Consider the following 20,124-nt stretch of genomic DNA (forward strand, 5'->3'; position numbering starts at 1 on the left):
GCGGGTGCGCACGCATCGACGCTTGGGCGTTGCAGGCCATCGTCAAAGACCTGACGCGGTGGGTCGGGCCTGCGGTGTTTGAACGCGCACTGCCCGCAGCACGATCGGCAGTGCGCTGCGTTGCCTGGCAGGCCCTGGGTGTTTGACGCCGCATGCGCCGAGGCAGCCGCGTCTCGGCTGCCCGGCATGCGCTTTGCTCAGGCCAGGCGGCCTGTGGCGCGCAACTGCTCGCCGATGCGGCGGATCTGCGCCTCGCCCTGGGCCAGGGCGGCGGCGCTGGTATGGACCGAGTAGTGGCCCATGACCAGGTCGTGCGGGTGCTTGACCGCCGAGCCCAGCACGAACGAGCTCGCGCCCACCGACACCACCTCGATGGCCTGCTCGGCCTCCTTGAACACCGCCATCTGGCCGGCACCGATGCGTTCGGCCGCTTTCAGCTGGCCGCCGTGCACCGCGATCCAGGCCACGCTGTGGCCGGCCGGCGGCACATAGCGCCAGGTCTCGCCGTCGCGCAGCTGCACGCTCAGGTAGGTCATGTCGGCCGGTGCCGGGATCGTGCTTTCCAGCGCGCCGTAGCGACCCAGCAGCACGCGCACCGGGCCGGCCACCGGCACATCCTGCGGCGACAGGTACAAGCTCTGCGCCGGGGCGTTTTCCTCGGCGGCCGGCAGTGCGATCCACAGCTGGAAGCCCTTGGCCGACGCCTGGCCCACCGGCACGCCGTCGTGCCAGACGCCATTGCCGGCACGCATCCATTCCACCCCGCCGGTGGGCAACGTGCCCTGCTGGCCGGTGCTGTCCTCATAGCCGACCTCGCCCTCCATCAGGTAGGTGAGCGTGGCAATGCCCGAATGCGGATGCATGCCCATCGGTGCCGCCGCTGCGGACGGCTTGACGGTGAACAGGTCCAGGAACACGAACGGCTTGACCAGCTGGCCCAGATCGCCCGGGCTCATCAGCCGGGTGATCGGTCCGCGGGTGGTGCCGCGGGTGCGAAACACCACGGGGCGCGGCGGAACCTGCACGCTTGTCTCGTGCTGCGGCTGATCGGCATAGACGGGCGTCAGTTGTGCGTTCATGACAAGTCTCTTTGCGGTGGTGGAGCAAGCTGCTCCGGTGATGCAAAGCGTAGAGAGGCGCCGATTGGTCGACTAGCCGGAAGATTTGTAGTGCAGTCGTCCAAGAATTTAAGTAATCCATGCCGCATGACGTCCTCCCGTCGCGCGCGACCGCGACGCCGGCCACTGCACCGTATGCGCTGCGTGCCCGCTCGGGGCGGAGGCCCTGCCTGCGCGTTCGTTCGCTGATCCGGACGCTGGTCGCCCCGGCCACCAATCCAGCGCGAACCCCCCCGCGTTGCAGGTGCCGCCCGGCGGGCAGCCTTCATGCCATGCCAACAACGGATTCTTCACGCTTGCGCCATTCTTCCGCTGGAGATCTCCGATGATCCGCATCCTTGCCCCGCTCGCTGCCGTCCTGTTGCTCTCGGCCTGTGCCTCCAACCAGGTAGCGCAGGTGCAGCCCATCGATGGCGCGATCTCCGGCCAGTGCCATATCGAAAAGGTCCGCGGCATCGTGGGTCTGGCCGCAGCGGCGCAGACGGTGGAGCGTGCGCGCGTCGACAGCGACAGCCTGCAGGTCAGCGTGCGGCGCGGCGAACGCGCCACCGGCGGCACCACCGCCAGCGGCCTGGCCGACCCGGCGCAGGGCGCCAGCGAAAGCGGCGGCGATCACCTGAGCATCGAAACCGGCCCGCACAACAACATCACTGCGGTGTATTGCGGCTGACGGCAACGCAGTGGCCGCGAACTAGTGGGTTGCAATCGCAGCGATCCGGTCTGGCGAATCCTGCGCAGGCGATGGCCCTGGTCTGCAACGTGACGGTGGCTGCACCGGCGCGGCTGGCATATCGCCGCCCTGCGCGCATCACCAGCGCACCGGTCCCGGAGTACTGCCGCCGGCCGGTCATCCGGAAGTGCCTGGCGCGGTGCCAAAGCCGCCGGCACACCGTTGCCAACGGCGGTCGGAGGGATCTGGCCGGCAGCGGCAAGCACAGCCAACGCGTCACTGCGGGCACGGGCTGCGCTCGCCCGCTGGCTGCGTCGTCGCCAGCCATTCTCAATCCGCCGAACGCGCTTGGCCGGCTGGATCGTCATCAACGCGGCCGAACGCGCCGCGCCAATGTCGATGCAGCCATGTCTGGCCAGCGTGGATGCAGCTGAACACCGCAGGCACCACGACCAGGCATAGCAGTGTCGAACTGATCAATCCCCCGATCACCGCGATGGCCATTGGCTGACGGAAACTGGCATCGGCGCCGAAGCCCAACGCGATCGGCAGCATGCCGGCGATCATGGCCACGGTGGTCATCACGATCGGACGCGCGCGTTTGTGGCACGCATCGAGCAGCGCGGCATCGACGCAGGTTGCCCCATTGCCGATTGCGATCACCGCGTATTCCACCAACAGGATCGAGTTCTTGGTGACGATGCCCATCAGCATCACCAGGCCGATCATCGACGGCACATCGAGTTCGCTGCCGCACAGCAACAGCGCGATGAAGGCGCCGCCGAGCGAAAGCGGAATGGCCGACAGGATGGTCAACGGCTGGAAGAAGTCGTTGAACAGCAGGATCAGTACGCACAGCATGCACAAGGTCGCGATCACGATCGCCAGCAGCAGGCCGGACGATAGCTCCGCCGCCACTTCGGCATCGCCGGACTGGATCAGCGCCACGTTTGCAGGCAGTTGCCGGATGGCCGGACGCGTGGTGGCCAAGGCCTGCGCCTTGCTCAACGGCATCTCGCCCAGGTCGGCACTGACCGTGACGTAGCGTTGGCGATCGTAGCGATTGATCTCGGTCGGGCCGCTTTCCAGTGCCAGGACCGCGACGCTGGACAACGGCACCAGGCCATCGCGCGATGGCACGCGCAGATTGGACAAGGCCTCCAGATCGGCGCTGACCCGGTCGGGAACCTGCACGCGGATATTGATCTGCCGGTTGTCCAGATTGAGTTTGGCAAGTTGCGGTTCGAAATCGCCGCTGGTCGCGGTGCGCAGGGTCTGGCCGATATCGGCGCTGCTCACGCCGTAACGGGCGGTCTGGCTCTGGATCGGCCGCGCAACCAGTTCCGGGCGTTGCAGGCTTGCGGTGGTGCGCACACCCGACAGGCCGGCCGCGCGCAACTGGCTTGCGAACGCGATGGCGGTGGCGTTGAGGGCGTCTTCCGATTCGCTGGTGAGAATCATCGACAGGTGTTCGCCCGGCCCGCCGCCGCTCACGGTGACGCGTGCGCCGGTGATATTGACCACGACCCGTCGCACCGCGCGCTCGATCTGCGCCTGCGCCGCGCGGGTCTTGCGCGGCGATAGCACCAGGGTCATCTCGGCCTTGCGCACCTGCGCCACCTGCGCATCGCGCCCGCCCGCATCGCCGCCGATGCTGGTGAACACCGCGCCGACGCCGTCGATGCGGCCTACCGCCGCGCGCACCCGCTCGGTGACCTGGCGGGTCTGCCCGATGTCGCTTTCCGGCCCCAGCTCGACCTTGACGGTGATGAAGCCGCGGTCGCTGGCCGGCACCAGGCCCTTGGACAGCAGCGGCAACAACGCCAGCGACAACAGCAGGAACACGCCGGCCGCGCCCAAGGTCGCTGCGCGATGCCGCAGGCTCCACTGCACCAGCTGCAGATAGCCGGCAGTCACCGCGCCGGTCGTCGGTTCGGCTGGATTGTCGTGGCGTGCGCGCAGAAAGGTGGCCGCCATGATCGGGGTGATCAGCCGCGCCACCATCAACGAGGCCACCACCGCAATCACGGCGGTCCACCCGAACTGCTTGAAGAACAATCCCGGGATGCCGCCCATCAACGTGGTCGGCACGAACACCACCACCAGGGTGGCAGTGGTGGCCATGACCACCAAGGCGATCTCGTTGACCGCGTCGGCAGTGGCCTGAAACGCGGATTTGCCCATGCGCCGATGACGTTCGATGTTCTCGATCTCGACGATGGCGTCGTCGACCAGGATGCCGACCACCACTGCCAGGGCCAGCAAGGTCAGCGTATTGAGCGAGTAATCCAGCCACCACATCACCGCGAACGCCGGCAGGATGGACAGCGGCAGCGCCGATGCGGCGATCAGGGTGGCGCGCCAGTCGCGCAGGAACAGCCACACCACCAGCACCGCCAGCAGCGCGCCCTCGTAGAGCATCGCCATCGACCCTTCGAATTGCTCCAGGGTGTAGGCCACGGTGCCGGAGACCGGGGTGATGCGCAGGGAGGTGTCGGTCCGTTGCAACTGCTGCAGCGCCTGCGCGACACCGTCGGCGATCCTGGTTTCGTCAAAGCCCTTGGTGCGATAGAGGCTGAGCCCGATCACCGGCTTGCCATCCAGCAGCGCGGCCTGCCGACGGTCGGCGATGCCGTCGCGCACGCGCGCGATCTGCTCCAGGCGCACGCTGCCGCCGCTGGCGAGCGCAATCGACATGCCGGGCAGCTGCGCGGCCTGCCGCACACCGGCCAGCGTGCGCACCGATTGCTCGGCGCCGCCCAGTTGCACGCGTCCGCCGGAGGAATCCTGCTGCATCTGCTGCAGCGCGCGCGACACATCGGACGTGGTCACCCCCAGTGCCGTCATCTGCACCGGATCCACCTCCACCCGTATTTCGCGCTGCACGCCGCCCAGGCGCTGCACGCGGCCCACGCCCGGCACCTTCAGCAGCGCCTTGCTCACGCTGTCGTCGACATACCAGGACAGCGCGGTCTCATCCAGCGTTGTGGAGGTCACCGCATAGGTCAGGATCGGCGTGCTGTTTTCGGTCACCGCACTGATGGCCGGCTGCAGCAGTTCCGCAGGCAACGACGAACGTACCCGGTCGACCGCATCCTTGGTTTCGATCAATGCATCGGACAGCGATTTCTCCAGGCGAAATTCGGCCACGATCTGCACCTGCCCGTCGCTGATGGTGGTGCGCAGGTGGCGCAGGCCGCTGACGGTAGCGAGGGAGTCTTCCACCTTGCGCGCCACATCGGTTTCCAGCTGCGCCGGTGCCGCCCCCGGCTGGGTCAAGGCGACGGTGACGGTGGGCAGATCCAGATCCGGCAGCGCCTGGATGGAAAGATTGCGGAAGCCGTACACGCCCGCCAGCGTCAGCAGAAAGGACAGCAATACCGCAGGGATGGGATTGCGCAGCGACCAGGTAGCGAAGTTCATCGTGGCCCACGTGGAATCAGCTGCATGCCGGCCAGCGGGCCGGCCGGTGTGGTCTTGACCAGCACCGTGTCGCCATCGGCGAGCAATCCCGCGCCCTGCGCCACGATGCGCTCGCCGTCGGTCCACGGTTGCAGCAGTTCAACCTCGGGACCGAAGCGCCGCCCCACCGTCACCGCTTGCGTGCGCACCCTGGCAGCGGCGCCGCTGCCGACGATGCGGAACACCAGGCTGCGGCCATCGCGCACCACCACGCTCGACGCCGGCACCACCAGCGCGCGGCTGGACGGCAAGGCCACCGCACCATCGACGTACATCCCGCCGCGCAGCGGGCTGCCGGGCTGGATATCCGCATACACCACGCCTAGCCGGGAGCGCGCATCCAGCAAAGGCGCGATCTGGCGCACGCGTGCCGCCACGGGGCTGCCGTCGGGCAGCCGCAGCCGAACCTGCTGGCCCAGCGCGATGCGCGCGATCTGCTCGGGCGTGAACTCTCCGCGCCACTCCAGGCGGCCCTGGCGCACCAGGCGAAACAGTTCCTGGCCGCTGCTGGCCACCGCGCCCAGCGTCGCGCTCTGCGCGCTGATCACGCCATCGTCCGGGGCGGTGATGTCGGCTTGCTGCAGCTGCAGCCGGTTGGCATCCAGCTGCGCCTGCGCCACCGCGATCTGGGTGTTGGCCGTTACCGCTTCGGTCACGTAGCGCTGCACTTCCTGATCGCTCATCGCCCCGGCCGCCTGCACGCGCACGGCGCGCATGCGATTGGTCTGGGCCTGGTGCGCGGCCGCCTGCGCCTTGGCCAGGTCTGCACGCAGTTCTGCGCGTGCTGCCAGCAAGGTTGCGGTATCGAAACGCGCCAGCAGCTGCCCGCGCGTCACCACATCGCCGACCGCCACGGTGAGCGTCACCAGCCGCAGCCCGTTGCTTTGCGAACTGATCACCGCCTCCTGCCAGGGCGCCACGATCCCGGTGGCCGACAGCGTGCTTGGCCACTCGACCTGGCGTGGCGTGATCGCTGTGACCGACAACGCGGTGATCGCAAGCGCGTGGCTCGGCGGCTGGGCGCGCGTGGACCACCACCAGCCCGAGGCGACGGCACCGCTGGCCAGCAGACAGCACGCCAGCGGCGTTGCGAAGCGTCGCGGCCCGCGCCTGGATGGCGCGGCGGGGGGGTGCGCACTAGCGGGTGTGTCGGTTGGGATCATGGTCGTTATGCGGTCTGAGGCAAGGGAAGGACATCAACACGCCGGACAGCCTCCGAGCGCACGGTCGCGTGGCAGTGGGAGCCGCGTGGTGCCGAACGGCAGCAGCAATCGCGCCTGCTCTGGCGTTACGCGTACGCTGCCGACGCGTTGCGTTGGCAAGCTCGGCACTGCGAAGCGATCAGCGCATCGCAAGCGCCAGCGAACCGCTGGCTGGATGGCATCGTTGCAAGCAGCCGTTAAAGAACTTTTAGTCGGTTGAAGAATTCTTTAAGCGCACCGTGGTGGCTGTGCGCCTTGAAAGGAACACTGCCTACTGGCATGCGGCCGGCGCTGTCTGCATTGGCGTTGGTGGCATCGGCAAGCTTAGAAATGGTCGGCGGTAGCGCAACGACATGGCGCATGCATGAGTGAGGCGGGCATCCAGCGCTTTGCTCGCTAGGCCAGATTCAGCTGTTGCTTGCTCTTGCAGAGTCCGCGACGGCAGCAGCACGCCAGTAACGCCACCGCAGAAGCGATGCTGGCCGACAGCCACATCATGGCCTCAAAGGTCGCTATACAGCAGTAGCGCATACCGCATCTACGCCCATATCGAAGCAATAACGTGGCGGCACAGACAGGAATCGGATGCCATGCGGACTGGCAGAGTTCTTCGTCGATCGTCTGTCTGCAGCGTTCACTCCGACGCTATGCAGTGCATGCAGTCGACCAAGGCCATCGTCACTCGCATGCGACGTTCAGTTCTGCGTCCAGTGGCAATGTTGTTCCGCTGCATCGCTGCCGCTATGTCATCGATGCTGATGGCGGCTGAGCTTTCAATCATGGTCCGGCATTAACGACAAACTACGGACAGGTTGGCACCTTAGCGTGGTAGCGCCGAATGCATGTCACCATCGATCGGATGACGATTGGGTCCCGCAGATTGCGCTCAACTCTTTCAACGCTGTGAGGATAGATGGCACGTTCGTATATGGCTTCGTTTCTTCGCGAATGGATCGCCGCTCCCAGCTCGGTTGCCGCGATCCTCCCCTCCGGGCCCGCACTCGCCTCCAGCATCACCTCCGAGCTCTCGGAGCGTACCGGGCGTGTTCTCGAACTTGGCCCCGGTACCGGCGCATTTACCCAGTCGATGCTCGACAGAGGCGTGCGCGAGAAGAACCTGTTCCTGCTCGAATACAACCAGACGTTCTCATCGTTGCTCACGCGCCGCTTCCCGCACGCGACCGTATTGCAGATGGACGTTGCCGATCTGGAAGCGTTACCCCGCTTTGATGGGGCCTGCGTGGATGCAGTGGTCTGCGGTCTTGGCTTCTTGAACATGCGCGCCCATCAAGTGGCCGCCATCGTGCGCGGGGCCTTCATGCATCTCAAGCAGGGCGGATGCATGTATCTGTTTACCTATGGCCTCAAATGCTCGGTGCCAGCGCATGTTCTGGATGCGCTCGATCTGGAGGCGGTCAAGATCGGGCGGACCTATCGGAACATTCCGCCGGCGACGACCTATCGTCTGCAACGCCGCATCCACAGACGCTAACTCGCCGATGGCCGCGCGCGGATGCTGCCGATGGATGCGATGCGACGCGATGCCGTGGACGATGACACCTTCGTGCGCGATGCCTGGGCACAGCGCCGCCAGAAGCAGATTGCAGACGAATGATGACCGCCATCGCGTTGCGTGCGGCGCGACGTCCACGGTCACGCGCTGGATCCACAGCTAGCCAGTCAGCGACGGCAGCCGGTGGCGTGCGACCATCTCGCCAACGCTCCCGCACCGAACCGCGACATCACGCAGCACGCTGACGACGGCTGAGCTTGGGCGTGGTTGCCTTGCCTGGCTTGCCGGCCTTGCGTTGCTTGCTGCGCGAGTCGGTCAAAAAGCGCAGGGTGGCCGCTTCCCACTGCCGCTCGCCGCGCACGCCGCTGGCCATCGCCTGCAATTGCCCGGCGCGCCAGCCTTCGAACACGCAGGGGTCGATGTAGGCCTTGCGGCACACCGATGGCGTGTTGCCGAGCGCATCGGCCACCTCGCGGATGACATCGTTCTGCACCTGCGTCAGTGCACGTTCGCTCATGCGCTCGGGCAGTGGCAGCTGTGCCAGACGTTGCAGCGCGGCCAGCGTGCCGCCCCAGGTGCGGAAATCCTTGGCGGTGAAATCCTCGCCCATCGCCTCGCGCAGGTAGTCGTTGACCTGCCCCGAATCCACCGGTTGCAGGGTGCCGTCGTCGTCGCGGTATTGAAACAGCGATTGCCCCGGTAGCTGCTGGCATTGCCGGATCAGTTTGACCAGGTGCTTGTCGTCCACTTCGATATCGTGATCCTGGCCGCTCTTGCCGCGGAATTTGAGCCGCGCACGCCCGCCGTTCAAGAACTCCATATGCCGGTTGCGCAAGGTGGTCAGCCCGTACGAGCGATTGCTGCGCGCATATTCGGCATTGCCCACGCGCACCAGGGTGTCGGCCAGCAGCGCGACCACGATGGCCAGCACCTTCTCGCGTGGAAAGCCGTGCAAGGCCAGATCGCGTCGCAGGCGCCGCCGCAATTTGGGCAGTGCCGTGCCGAAGGCGATCACGCGCTCGAACTTGCCTTCGCCGCGCACCTGCGCCCAATCAGCGTGGTAGCGGTACTGCTTGCGCTGCCGCGCATCGCGCCCGGTGGCCTGCAGATGGCCATTGGGTTTGGCGCAGATCCACACCTGCGTGTACGCCGGCGGGATGGCCAGCGCGCGGATGCGCTGCAAGGTCTCGGCATCGGCGATGCGCTCCCCGTCGGCACTGCGGTAGCTGAAGCTCTTGCCTGCCTTACGCCGGCTGATGCCAGGCTGCTGATCGTTGACGTAGGTCAGCCCCGCCGCACGCGCGGTGGCCTTGGCCTGAGCGACAGCGGCCACGGTGGCCACGGCGGCCGAGGCGACCACCGCACCGGTGGCAGCGGTGGCCAACTTGCCGGCGGTGCTGGCCGAGGCTGCGGCGTTGCGAAGAACACGTTTGGCTTTCATTGCGCACGGATCAAAGGACTGGCACCGATTGTTGGGCCGCGCAGCGCTAGGCCGCGTCAACGCAACGACAACGCCGTGTGGGCAAGCGATGCCCGCGGCGCAACTTTGTGCTTATGCTTGGGCATCCCCCTTTGCTGGAGTCATCGATGCGCGCTGTCCTGCCTATTGCCCGCCTGGCTTGCACCTTGGTCGTGCTGACTGCATTGACTGCCTGCAACAAACCGCAACCCGATGAACAGGAAGCCGTCGCGGCCAACGCGCAACAGGCGGCCGAGCAAGCGTCCGCGCCGGTGCCGGATGCAGCGCCGGAAGCGCCACCGATCGGCAGCTGCGACGCCACCCAGGTGCAGTCGCTGGTTGGCCAGCCCATCACCGATGCCGTCGGCGAGCAGGCTCGCAGCGATGCCGGCGCCAAGTCGGTACGCGTGCTCAAGCCCGGCCAGATGGTCACAATGGAATTCAACGGCGAACGGCTCAATCTGGAAGTGGATGCCAAGAACGTCATCACCGCGGTGCGCTGCGGCTGAGCCTGCGCTGGCGCCTGTCGTTGGACAGGCGCCAAGCCAGCTGGCACAAGGGATTGCAGCGGGTCTTGTTGCAGCTGTAACGGTGTATTGCGGCACCGCATCAACTGTGGTCTAGTCGATCATCCGGTGACCTCTTCGAAACGCTCCACGGATCGAGCGCTGCAACGTCGTCGCCGCTCTCCCAGATCGCAAAGAGGCAGACATGGCCCCCCGCACTCGCCAAGGGCTCAACGACTACGGTCTCTACAACAGCGCGCGCGATGAGCGCGACGCCTGTGGTTTTGGCATGGTCGCCCAGTTGGACGACCAACCTTCCCGTTCGCTGGTGGACACCGCGATTGCGGCGCTCTCGCGCATGACCCACCGCGGCGGCGTGGCGGCCGACGGCCTCACCGGCGATGGCTGCGGCCTGCTGATCCGCAAGCCCGATGCGTTCCTGCGCGGGCTGGCGCGCGATGCCGGCATCGCCCTGGGCACGCGTTACGCGGCCGGTGTGGTGTTCCTGCCGCTGGACGAAGCCGATGCCGCACGCTGTCGCACCGAACTGGAAACCCAGTTGAACAGCGCCGGCGTGCAGTTCCGCGGCTGGCGCGTGGTGCCCACCGACGACAGCGTCTGCGGCCAGCTGGCACGCGACACCTTGCCGCGCATCGAACAGGTATTTGTCGATGCCGGTGCCGAGCAGAGCGAAGACGGCTTCACCCTGGCGCTGTTCCTGGCGCGCCGCCGCGCCGAGCAGGCGCTGCGCGAGGTGGAAAACTTCTACGTCACCACGCTCTCGCCCAACGGCATCAGCTACAAGGGCATGGTGCTGCCGGACAAGCTGAGCACGTTCTACCCGGACCTGCAGCGCAGCGACCTGTCCTCCAGCGCGATCGTCTTCCACCAGCGCTTTTCCACCAACACGCTGCCGCGCTGGCCGCTGGCGCATCCGTTCCGCCTGCTCGCCCACAACGGCGAGATCAACACGATCGAAGGCAACCGCCGCTGGGCGCAGGCGCGCAGCAAGGTGTGGCAGACCCCGCGTTTCGATATCGCCGAGTTCGACCCGGTGATCTCCATGCACGGCTCGGACTCGCAGAGCCTGGACAACATGCTCGAGCTGCTGATCGCCGGTGGCATGGACCTGCTGCAGGCGCTGCGCATCCTGGTGCCGCCGGCGACCCAGTCGCTGGAGTTCAAGGACGCCGACTTGGCCGCGTTCTACGAGTTCTACGGCCTCAACACCGAGCCGTGGGATGGCCCGGCCGGCATCGTCGCCTGCGACGGCCGCTATGCCGCCTGCATGCTCGACCGCAACGGCCTGCGCCCGGCGCGCTGGATGCTGACCTCCGACCGCCATTTCCTGGTCGCCTCCGAGGCCGGCGTGTGGGAGCTGCCCGCTGAGCGCATCACCCGCAAGGGCAAGCTGGGCCCGGGCGAGATGATGGCGATCGACCTCAAGCGCGGCGATCTGCTGGACTCGGACGCCATCGACCGCATCAACCGTGCGCGCGCGCCGTACAAGCAATGGCTGCAGCAGGGCGTGACCTATCTGCAGACCGAACTGATCGACCCTTCGCTGGTGGAAGAACCCTTCAGCGAGCAGACCCTGCGCAGCTACCACAAGCTGTTCCAGCTCAGCACCGAGGAAGTGGAGCAGATCCTGCGCCCGCTGGCCGAGACCGAGCAGGAAGCCACCGGCTCGATGGGCGACGACACCCCGATGGCGGTGCTCAGCCGCCAGACCCGGCCGTTGTACGACTACTTCCGCCAGGCCTTCGCGCAGGTCACCAACCCGCCGATCGACCCGCTGCGCGAAGGCATCGCGATGTCGCTCACCACCCAGCTCGGCAAGGAGACCAACATCTTCCATGCCGGTGCGGAGACGGTGAACCACGTCATCCTCAACTCGCCGGTGCTCAGCCAGCGCAAGCTGCGCCAGCTGCTGAAGATGGAGCAGTACGTCGAGCGCAACCGCCTGATCGACCTGTCCTACAGCGTGGAGGAAGGCCTCAAGGCCGGCCTGGAACGCATCTGCCAGGAAGTGGAAGCGGCCGCACGCGCCGGCGCCGTCATGCTGTTGCTGTCGGACCGCTACCCGGTCCCGGACCGGCCGATGGCGCATGCGCTGCTGGCCACCGGCGCGGTGCATCACCACCTGTGCAAGGTGGGCCTGCGCTGCGACGTCAACCTGATCATCGAAACCGGCACCGCGCGCGATGCGCACCACATGGCCTGCCTGCTCGGCTTCGGCGCCACCGCGGTGTATCCGTACCTGGCCTACCAGACGCTGTTTGACCTGGGCCGGCGCGGCATCCTGCAGCTGAGCAAGGGCGGCGAGCAGTCGCAGATCGGCCGCCGCTACCGCAAGGGCATCTACAAGGGCCTGTCCAAGATCATCTCCAAGATGGGCATCTGCACCATCGCCAGCTACCGTGGCGCGCAGTTGTTCGAGATCGTCGGGCTGGACCCGGACGTGGTGGAGCTGTGCTTTGCCGAGACGCCCGCACGCATCGGCGGCGTGGGCCTGTCACGGCTGGACACCGAGGCGCGCGAGCTCACCGCACGCGCCTGGAACGACCAGCTCAAGCCGGAAGTGGGCGGCCTGCTCAAGTACGTGCACGGCGGCGAGTACCACATGTACAACCCCGACGTGGTCATGACGCTGCAGCGCGCCACCCGCACCGGCGATGCCGGCGACTGGCAGAAGTACGTCGATGCGGTGCATGCGCGCCCGGCCTCCACGCTGCGCGATCTGGTCCAGCTCAAGCGTGCCGATACCCCGACCCCGCTGGACGAGGTCGCCCCGGCCAGCGACGTGCTGCGTCGCTTCGACACCGCTGCAATCAGCCTGGGCGCCTTGTCGCCCGAGGCGCACGAAGCGCTGGCCATTGCGATGAACCGGCTGGGCGGGCGCAGCAATTCGGGCGAAGGCGGCGAAGACCCGGCCCGCTACGGCACCGAGAAGCGCTCCAAGATCAAGCAGGTGGCTTCGGGCCGCTTCGGCGTGACCCCGGAATACCTGGTCAACGCCGAGGTGCTGCAGATCAAGGTCGCCCAGGGCGCCAAGCCCGGCGAAGGCGGCCAGCTGCCCGGCCACAAGGTCAACGAGCTGATCGCGCGGCTGCGCTACGCCAAGCCCGGCATCGGCCTGATCAGCCCGCCGCCGCACCACGACATCTATTCGATCGAGGATCTGGCCCAGCTGATCTACGACCTCAAGCAGGTCAATCCGACCGCGCTGGTGTCGGTGAAGCTGGTCGCGCACGCCGGCGTCGGCACGATTGCCGCCGGCGTGGTCAAGGCCGGCGCCGACCTGATCACCGTGTCCGGCCACGACGGCGGCACCGGGGCCAGCCCGGTCAGTTCGATCCGCTATGCCGGCGTGCCGTGGGAACTGGGCGTGGCCGAGTCGCACCAGGCGCTGGTGGCCAACGACCTGCGCGAGCGCACCATCCTGCAGACCGACGGCGGCCTGAAGACCGGCCTGGACGTGGTCAAGGCCGCGTTGCTGGGCGCCGACAGCTTCGGCTTCGGCACCGCGCCGATGATCGTGCTGGGCTGCAAGTACCTGCGCATCTGCCACCTCAACAACTGCGCCACCGGCGTGGCCACCCAGGACGAGCGCCTGCGTGCGAACTACTTCACCGGCCTGCCGGAGCGCGTGGAGCATTTCTTCCGCCTGCTGGCCGAGGAAGTGCGGCAGTGGCTGTCCTACCTGGGCGTGCGCTCGCTGGACGAGATCGTCGGCCGCACCGACCTGCTCGAACAGTTGGACGTCGCTCCACGCGCCGGGGTCAAGGTCGACCTGTCGCGCCTGCTCACCCATGCGCGCTACGACGGCAGCCACTGCGCCGCCCAGCGCCTGTACGAATCGCCGGACAGCCTGGCCACGCAGATGGACGGCCTGCTCGCCGATGCGATCGCCAACAAGACCGGCGGCGACCATCGCTTCCTGATCCACAACACCGACCGCTCGATCGGCGCGCGCCTGTCCGGCGCCATCGCCCGCGTGCATGGCAATCACGGCATGAGCGATGCGCCGTTGAACCTGCGCTTCCGCGGCACCGCGGGGCAGAGCTTCGGCGCGTTCAACGCCGGTGGCCTGCAGCTGGAGCTGGAAGGCGAGGCCAACGACTACGTCGGCAAGGGCATGGCCGGCGGCCGGCTGGTGGTGCGTCCGCCGCGCGGTGCGCGCTTCGAGGCGCGCAGCACGCCGATCGTCGGCAACACCTGCCTGTACGGCGCCACCGGCGGCGAGCTGTTCGCCGCCGGCCGCGCCGGCGAGCGCTTTGCGGTGCGCAACTCCGGCGCGCTGGCGGTGGTGGAAGGCGCCGGCGACCACTGCTGCGAATACATGACCGACGGCGTGGTGCTGGTGCTGGGCAAGGTGGGCCTGAACTTCGGCGCCGGCTTCACCGGCGGGCTGGCCTACGTGCTGGATATCGAACGCGACTTCGTGGACCGCTACAACCACGAGCTGATCGACATCCATCGCGTCTCCGCCGAAGGCTTCGAGAACCATCGCCAGCACCTGCACACCCTGATCAGCCGCCACCGCGAGCTGACCGGCAGCATCTGGGCGCAGCAGATCCTGGACGAGTTCCGCGACTACATCGGCAAGTTCTGGCTGGTCAAACCCAAGGCCGCCAGCATCGAGTCGCTGACGGAGTCGCTGCGGCGCGCCGCCTGAGTGACGGGATTGGGGAGTCGGGATTGGGGATTCGCTCAAGCTATGCGAATCCCGATTCCCGAATCTCCACTCCCGGCCTTCCAGCGTCGTGATTGCTTGTTCGAGATTCGCACCGCGTCCGCCCCCCGTCGCCCGCTGTTGCGAATCCCCAATCCCAACTCCCGAATCCCAGCCCTATGAGCCGCAAGCAAGCCTTCCAATTCCTCGACCTGCCCCGGACCATGCCCACGCGCATTCCGGTGGAACTGCGTACGTCCGGTGACTGGGGCGAGTTGTACGGCAAGTTCGACAAGGCCGACGCGCAGTACCAGTCCGGCCGCTGCCTGGACTGCGGCAACCCGTATTGCAGCTGGAAATGCCCGGTGCACAACGCCATTCCGCAGTGGCTGCAGCTGGTGCAGGAAAACCGCATCGAAGAGGCCGCCGCGCTGTGCCACTCCACCAACCCGCTGCCGGAAGTGTGCGGGCGGGTGTGTCCGCAGGACCGCCTGTGCGAAGGCAGCTGCACGCTGGAGGAATTCGGCGCGGTCACCATCGGTGCGGTGGAAAAATACATCGTCGACACCGCCTTCAAGATGGGCTGGCGCCCGGACCTGGGCAACGTGCAGCCGAGCGGCTGGCGGGTGGCGGTGATCGGCGCAGGCCCGGCCGGCCTGTCCTGCGCGGACCGCCTGGTGCGTGCCGGCATCGAGGCGGTGGTCTACGACCGCTACGAGCAGATCGGCGGCCTGCTGCAGTTCGGCATCCCCAGCTTCAAGCTGGACAAGTCGGTGATCGGCAAGCGCCGCGAGATCCTCGAAGGCATGGGCGTGCAGTTCCGCCTGGGCGTGGAAGTGGGCCGCGACGTCAGCATCGAGCAGCTGCTGGGCGAATACGATGCCGTGTTCCTGGGCACCGGCGCCTACCGCTACACCGATGGCGGCCTGCCCGGGCAGGACCTGAAGAACGTGCTGCCGGCACTGCCGTTCCTGGTGCAGAACAGCCGCATCGTCGGCGGCAACGACCCGCACGGCCGTCCTATCGCCGGCTGGGAAGACCAGATGGCGCTGCCCGACCTCAACGGCAAGCGCGTGGTGGTGCTGGGCGGCGGCGACACCGGCATGGACTGCGTGCGCAGCGCCATCCGCCTGGGCGCGGCCAAGGTCACCTGCGCCTACCGCCGCGACGAAGCCAGCATGCCCGGCTCGGCGCGCGAGGTGGCCAACGCGCGCGAAGAAGGCGTGCGCTTTTTGTTCAACCGCCAGCCGCTGTCGATCGAATCCGGCGCCGACGACGAAGCCATCGGCGTGACCGTGGTCGAAACCCGACTCGGCGAACCCGACGCCAGCGGCCGCCGCAACGCGGTGCCGGTGGAAGGCAGCGAATCGCTGCTGGAAGCGGACGTGGTGATCATCGCCTTCGGCTTCTCGCCGACCCTGCCGGACTGGTTGGCCTCGCAAGGCGTGGAAGCCGGCAGCAACGGCCGCATCGTCGCCCCCTCCGACGGCAACGGCCGCCTGCCCTATCAGACCAGCAACCCGCGCCTGTTCGCCGGCGGCGATTGCGTCCGCGGCGCCGACCTGGTGGTCACCGCCGTGGCCGAAGGCCGCGACGCGGCCGGCAGCATCGTGCAGCTGCTGGGCGTGAAAGCGCAGGTCAAGGAGCCAGCTGCGGCTTAAGGAATGCTAGGCCACATGCTCAGGTCACTCATTACCTGCTTGCTGATCTTCACTGCCAGTAGCGCGGCTGCGGTGCCGGTCGCCACATGCCAGGAATCGGACAACCTGAAGTTTAACGGTTTGCCTCTTTCTACCTTGCAGATGGAAGAGATTGGCCTGCAGTACGCCGCTGCAAATACAAAGGCGCCGCAAGTGCCATTTTCTTATGGCAATAAAGATTGGCTGTGGCTCAAGAAGCAGTATCGCTCAGGTGATTACTTCGTGGCCTATGAGCAGGTCTGGCCGGCCAGTGGCAAGCCGTTTGCATGGGGCTATGCGCTTGTTCGAGGAAAATGTGTACTTGGCGTGCTGAACACTCGAGTCTCATAGGACTAACGCCTCTTCTGAGTGAGGCATCTTTGCGGCTCAAGGTATTTCAGGCACTAGTTCGCAAAAGAAAGGCTCTCGACATGACTACCGGAATTTATATCGACAGCTGCGCATGGAATTACCTTCATGAGAGGGCAATAGATCTCTCAGCAGAGCTTCCACCCGAGAGGTATTCGCTATACCTAACTCGAGAAGTGAAAATTGAACTTGAGGCCATCCCCGACAGCAAAGAAAAACGAGCGCTTAAGGCATATATTCATGCCAGTATCGAAAGTGCATCCATTAAGACGACGTCGATATTCGGCTTCCAAGCTTTCGGGTCTGATGGCTTGCCTTCGAAGGCCCAAGTGTACGGCGGGTTTGGCCAAGGGACGTTTCAGTCTGCTGCAGATCGCAGATTTTATGAATTGCCAGAGATAAATTCACGATTGTGTGGAAAAAAATCACGCGACAATGGATTGACTGTTAACCAAACTGATACATCTCTAGCCGTGCGCTCCTTTGGAGCCTTCGTACTGACTAACGATAAAAAAAAGGGCCTTTAAGGCTTGCGCAAAAACTTGGTGGAAAGGTTATTTATCTCACTGCTGAAGTAGAAGAGAGTGGGCTCACGCTGGGCCAATACATGGCCTCGTTGCAAAGACCATGCGAGTAGGTACGGAATACACTATCTAATTCGTTTCGGGCAAACGTGCAGGTACTCGATCCATCCGACATCTGAGGAGTACTAAATATTCATTTCTGAAATTTCAGAAACACGCTCCAGCACATAGACCAAGTTGTGAAGCACACACACTTCATCTTTAGGCTGACTTCACTCGGCGCTGTGTTCATAGGCCACCGCTTGCGTCATGCAACAACGCAAGCGATGGCATCACGCGCCGCTGCAACCGCGACTCAGGCCGCCTTATCCAGCGTCGCCATGTCGATCACGAAGCGGTACTTCACGTCGCTCTTGAGCATGCGCTCGTAGGCGGCGTTGATTTCGTCGGCGCGGATGGTTTCGATGTCCGAGACGATGTTGTGCTTGGCGCAGAAGTCCAGCATTTCCTGGGTCTGGCGGATGCCGCCGATCAGCGAGCCGGCCAGGGTGCGGCGCTTCATCACCAGGTTGAACACCGACGGCGAGGGGTGCGACTCCTCGGGCACGCCCACCAGCACCATCGCGCCGTCGCGCTTGAGCGCATTGAGGAACGGGTCCAGGTTGTGCGGGGCGGCCACGGTGTTGAGGATGAAGTCCAGGGTGTTGTACTGCGCCGCCATCTGCGCCTCGTCCTTGGAGATCACCACTTCGCTGGCGCCCAGGCGCATCGCATCGGCGCGCTTGCTCTCGGAGGTGGTGAACAGCACCACGGTAGCGCCCATCGCCTTGGCGATCTTCACGCCCATATGGCCCAGGCCGCCCAGGCCGACCACGCCCACCTTCTGGCCCGGGCCCACCTTCCAGTGCGCCAGCGGCGAGTAGGTGGTGATGCCGGCGCACAGCAGCGGCGCCACGGCAGCCAGGTTGTCGGTGTGGGAGATGCGCAGCACGTACTTCTGGTCGACCACGATATGGTCGGAGTAACCGCCGTAGGTGTTCTCGCCGCCGCCGAACATCGGCCCGTTGTAGGTGCCGGTGAAGCCGGCTTCGCAGTACTGCTCCTCGCCTTCCTGGCAGGAGGCGCAGCTGCGGCAGCTGTCGACCATGCAGCCGACGCCGGCCAGGTCGCCAACCTTGAAGCCGGTGACGGCATCACCGACGGCGGTCACACGGCCGACGATCTCGTGACCCGGCACGGACGGATACCGCGTGTTATGCCATTCGTTGCGGGCGGTATGTAGGTCCGAGTGACACACGCCGCAGTAGGCGATTTCGATCTGGACATCGTCGGGACCGGGCGCGCGGCGTTCGAACACGAACGGGGCAAGCGGCTGGTCGGCGGCTTGGGCGGCAAAGGCGTGGGCTTGGCTCATGGGATCAGGACTCCGGTGTTGCGTCGTCCGCGCAGGAGTCGGACGACTAAGGCGGTGATTCGCCGGAACAGCAGCCTCGTGCACGCCTGTGGCAGTGCCTGCTGGCTGTTCCGCAGCGAACGCTACCGAGCCGGCATGATACCGGCTGGGTCCGTTTGCACGCGATCAACGCTGCGTTGCACGCGTGAATGGTCTGCTAACGCCCAAGCTCCTAGGCTGACCATGCAGCGCCCTGCCCTGCACCATCCCAACTGGCCGTGCCCTCCCCCTGCGGCCACCACGTCGATGCCGAAGGAGGCTTCCATGTTCCGCGCTCCCCCGAAATTCCCGAGTTTGCGTCGCGCCGCACTCGCACTGACCTTGCTCGCTGCGATGCCGTTGGCGCACGCCAAAGAGCCCGATGGTCCGACCAAGCAGTCCACCGGCTTGAAGTATGTCGGCGTCAACCTGTCCGGCGCCGAGTTCAACTCGCGCAAGAAGCCCGGCACCTTGTTCAAGGACTACACCTATCCGGCCGCGTCGGATTTCGCCTATTTCGCCGGCAAGGGCATGAATACGATCCGCCTGCCGTTCCTGTGGGAGCGCCTGCAACCGCAACTCAACGGCGAGCTGGATACTGCGCAGCTCGGGCTGATCAAGAAGTCGCTCGAAGCGGCCAAGGCGAACAAGCAGTTCCTGATCCTGGATCTGCACAACTACGCCAAATACAACGGCAAGCGCATCGGCACCGACGAGGTGTCCGCTGCCGCATTGGCCGATCTGTGGCGCCGGCTGGCGCTGGAGTTCAAGGACGACAAGGCGGTGATCTTCGGGCTGATGAATGAGCCCAACGGCATTTCTGCAACCGACTGGGCCGGGACCGCGCAGGGCGCGATCAACGCGATCCGCAAGACCGGCGCGCGCAATCTGATCCTGGTGCCGGGCACGGCCTACACCGGCGCGCACAGCTGGCGCAGCAGCAGTTACGGCGGTTCCAACGCCAAGGCGCTGGCCATCCTCAAGGATCCCGGCAACAACCTGGCCTTCGAGGCGCACCAGTATCTGGACAACGACTACAGCGGCACCAAGCCGCAGTGCACCAGCGACAGCGTCGGCGAAGAGAAGCTGCGCGGCTTCACCGACTGGCTGCGCGAAAACAAGCAGAAGGGTTTTCTGGGCGAGTTCGGCACCGCCAACAATCCGGTCTGCGACAAGGCGCTGGAAGGCATGCTGACCTACATGGAAAACAACAGCGACGTGTGGCTGGGCTGGACCTGGTGGGCGGCGGGCGCCTGGTGGAAGCCGGATTACTTCTTTACCGTACAACCGGGCAAGGATGGCAGCGACAAGCCGCAGATCCGGATTCTGAGCAAGTACGCACGCCGCGCCGGCAAGCACTGATGGCAGCGGTCTAGGAGCGGCTGACCAACGCAGCGAGCGGTCGCCAGGTGGATGTGGACGGTGCGCAGGGACCGGTGTGTACGCCTGGTACAGCCGATCCCGAGCACCGGCCGTGCCTGCCTGGCGCTGGGCACAGTTAGTTTGTTGGCTGCT

General features: G+C 65.9%; 14 protein-coding genes and 1 other RNA gene. 8 read left to right on the forward strand and 7 right to left on the reverse strand.

The window, feature by feature from the left end:
- Positions 1–197: 197 nt before the first annotated feature.
- A complete protein-coding gene (locus tag Y887_RS02035) occupies positions 198–1,079 on the reverse strand; it encodes a pirin family protein (RefSeq protein ID WP_046962767.1) in 882 nt (293 codons plus the stop codon).
- Positions 1,080–1,443: 364 nt separating this feature from the next.
- Here Y887_RS02035 and Y887_RS02040 point away from each other — a divergent pair, with 364 nt between their 5' ends.
- Positions 1,444–1,788: a hypothetical protein gene (locus Y887_RS02040; protein ID WP_046962768.1), complete on the forward strand. Its 345-nt coding sequence runs from the start codon at positions 1,444–1,446 to the stop codon at positions 1,786–1,788.
- Positions 1,789–2,118: 330 nt separating this feature from the next.
- Here Y887_RS02040 and Y887_RS02045 read toward each other — a convergent pair whose 3' ends face one another.
- From Y887_RS02045 to Y887_RS20005, 3 genes are all read right to left on the reverse strand, one after another.
- Complete coding sequence (locus Y887_RS02045; protein WP_046962769.1) at positions 2,119–5,211, reverse strand: efflux RND transporter permease subunit; 3,093 nt, start codon at positions 5,209–5,211, stop codon at positions 2,119–2,121.
- Positions 5,208–6,413 carry an efflux RND transporter periplasmic adaptor subunit gene (locus Y887_RS02050; protein ID WP_084725900.1) on the reverse strand — a complete coding sequence of 402 codons (1,206 nt, stop codon included), beginning with the start codon at positions 6,411–6,413 and terminating at the stop codon, positions 5,208–5,210. Before Y887_RS02050 ends, Y887_RS02045 begins: the two co-directional genes overlap by 4 nt.
- Positions 6,414–6,649: 236 nt before the next feature.
- On the reverse strand, positions 6,650–6,814 hold the full coding sequence (locus Y887_RS20005) for a hypothetical protein (RefSeq protein WP_157004308.1): 165 nt from the start codon (positions 6,812–6,814) through the stop codon (positions 6,650–6,652).
- Positions 6,815–7,380: 566 nt separating this feature from the next.
- On the opposite strand from Y887_RS20005, the gene Y887_RS02055 reads away from it, so the two are divergent.
- The gene (locus Y887_RS02055; protein WP_248827410.1) at positions 7,381–7,944 is read left to right on the forward strand and encodes a class I SAM-dependent methyltransferase; all 564 of its coding nucleotides are present in this window, start codon (positions 7,381–7,383) and stop codon (positions 7,942–7,944) included.
- Positions 7,945–8,194: 250 nt separating this feature from the next.
- On the opposite strand, the gene Y887_RS02060 is transcribed toward Y887_RS02055, so the two are convergent.
- Positions 8,195–9,496 carry a DNA topoisomerase IB gene (locus Y887_RS02060; RefSeq protein WP_181113002.1) on the reverse strand — a complete coding sequence of 434 codons (1,302 nt, stop codon included), beginning with the start codon at positions 9,494–9,496 and terminating at the stop codon, positions 8,195–8,197.
- 56 nt (positions 9,497–9,552) lie between these two features.
- On the opposite strand from Y887_RS02060, the gene Y887_RS02065 reads away from it, so the two are divergent.
- From Y887_RS02065 to Y887_RS18475, 5 genes are all read left to right on the forward strand, one after another.
- The gene (locus Y887_RS02065; RefSeq protein WP_046962772.1) at positions 9,553–9,933 is read left to right on the forward strand and encodes an I78 family peptidase inhibitor; all 381 of its coding nucleotides are present in this window, start codon (positions 9,553–9,555) and stop codon (positions 9,931–9,933) included.
- A 202-nt stretch (positions 9,934–10,135) separates the two neighbouring features.
- A complete protein-coding gene (gltB, locus tag Y887_RS02070; protein ID WP_046962773.1) occupies positions 10,136–14,608 on the forward strand; it encodes a glutamate synthase large subunit in 4,473 nt (1,490 codons plus the stop codon).
- A gap of 176 nt (positions 14,609–14,784) precedes the next feature.
- Positions 14,785–16,266, forward strand: coding sequence for a glutamate synthase small subunit GltD family protein (locus tag Y887_RS02075; RefSeq protein WP_046962774.1), 1,482 nt, complete (start codon positions 14,785–14,787; stop codon positions 16,264–16,266).
- Positions 16,267–16,281: 15 nt separating this feature from the next.
- Entirely contained in the window at positions 16,282–16,635 is a 354-nt protein-coding gene (locus tag Y887_RS02080; RefSeq protein WP_104611699.1) for a hypothetical protein, read from the forward strand.
- An 80-nt stretch (positions 16,636–16,715) separates the two neighbouring features.
- Positions 16,716–17,180: a hypothetical protein gene (locus Y887_RS18475; RefSeq protein ID WP_248827411.1), complete on the forward strand. Its 465-nt coding sequence runs from the start codon at positions 16,716–16,718 to the stop codon at positions 17,178–17,180.
- Between the two features lie 352 nt (positions 17,181–17,532).
- Here Y887_RS18475 and Y887_RS02085 read toward each other — a convergent pair whose 3' ends face one another.
- Positions 17,533–18,591 carry an NAD(P)-dependent alcohol dehydrogenase gene (locus Y887_RS02085; protein WP_046962776.1) on the reverse strand — a complete coding sequence of 353 codons (1,059 nt, stop codon included), beginning with the start codon at positions 18,589–18,591 and terminating at the stop codon, positions 17,533–17,535.
- A 303-nt stretch (positions 18,592–18,894) separates the two neighbouring features.
- On the opposite strand from Y887_RS02085, the gene Y887_RS02090 reads away from it, so the two are divergent.
- Positions 18,895–19,971 (forward strand): glycoside hydrolase family 5 protein, encoded by a 1,077-nt coding sequence (locus Y887_RS02090; RefSeq protein ID WP_046962777.1) that lies wholly within the window; start codon positions 18,895–18,897, stop codon positions 19,969–19,971.
- 18 nt (positions 19,972–19,989) lie between these two features.
- Here Y887_RS02090 and Y887_RS18480 read toward each other — a convergent pair.
- A non-coding RNA gene (locus tag Y887_RS18480) (sX9 sRNA) lies at positions 19,990–20,064 on the reverse strand.
- Positions 20,065–20,124 lie beyond the last annotated feature (60 nt).

It is taken from the genome of Xanthomonas pisi DSM 18956 (genome assembly GCF_001010415.1).
Lineage (GTDB): Bacteria > Pseudomonadota > Gammaproteobacteria > Xanthomonadales > Xanthomonadaceae > Xanthomonas > Xanthomonas pisi.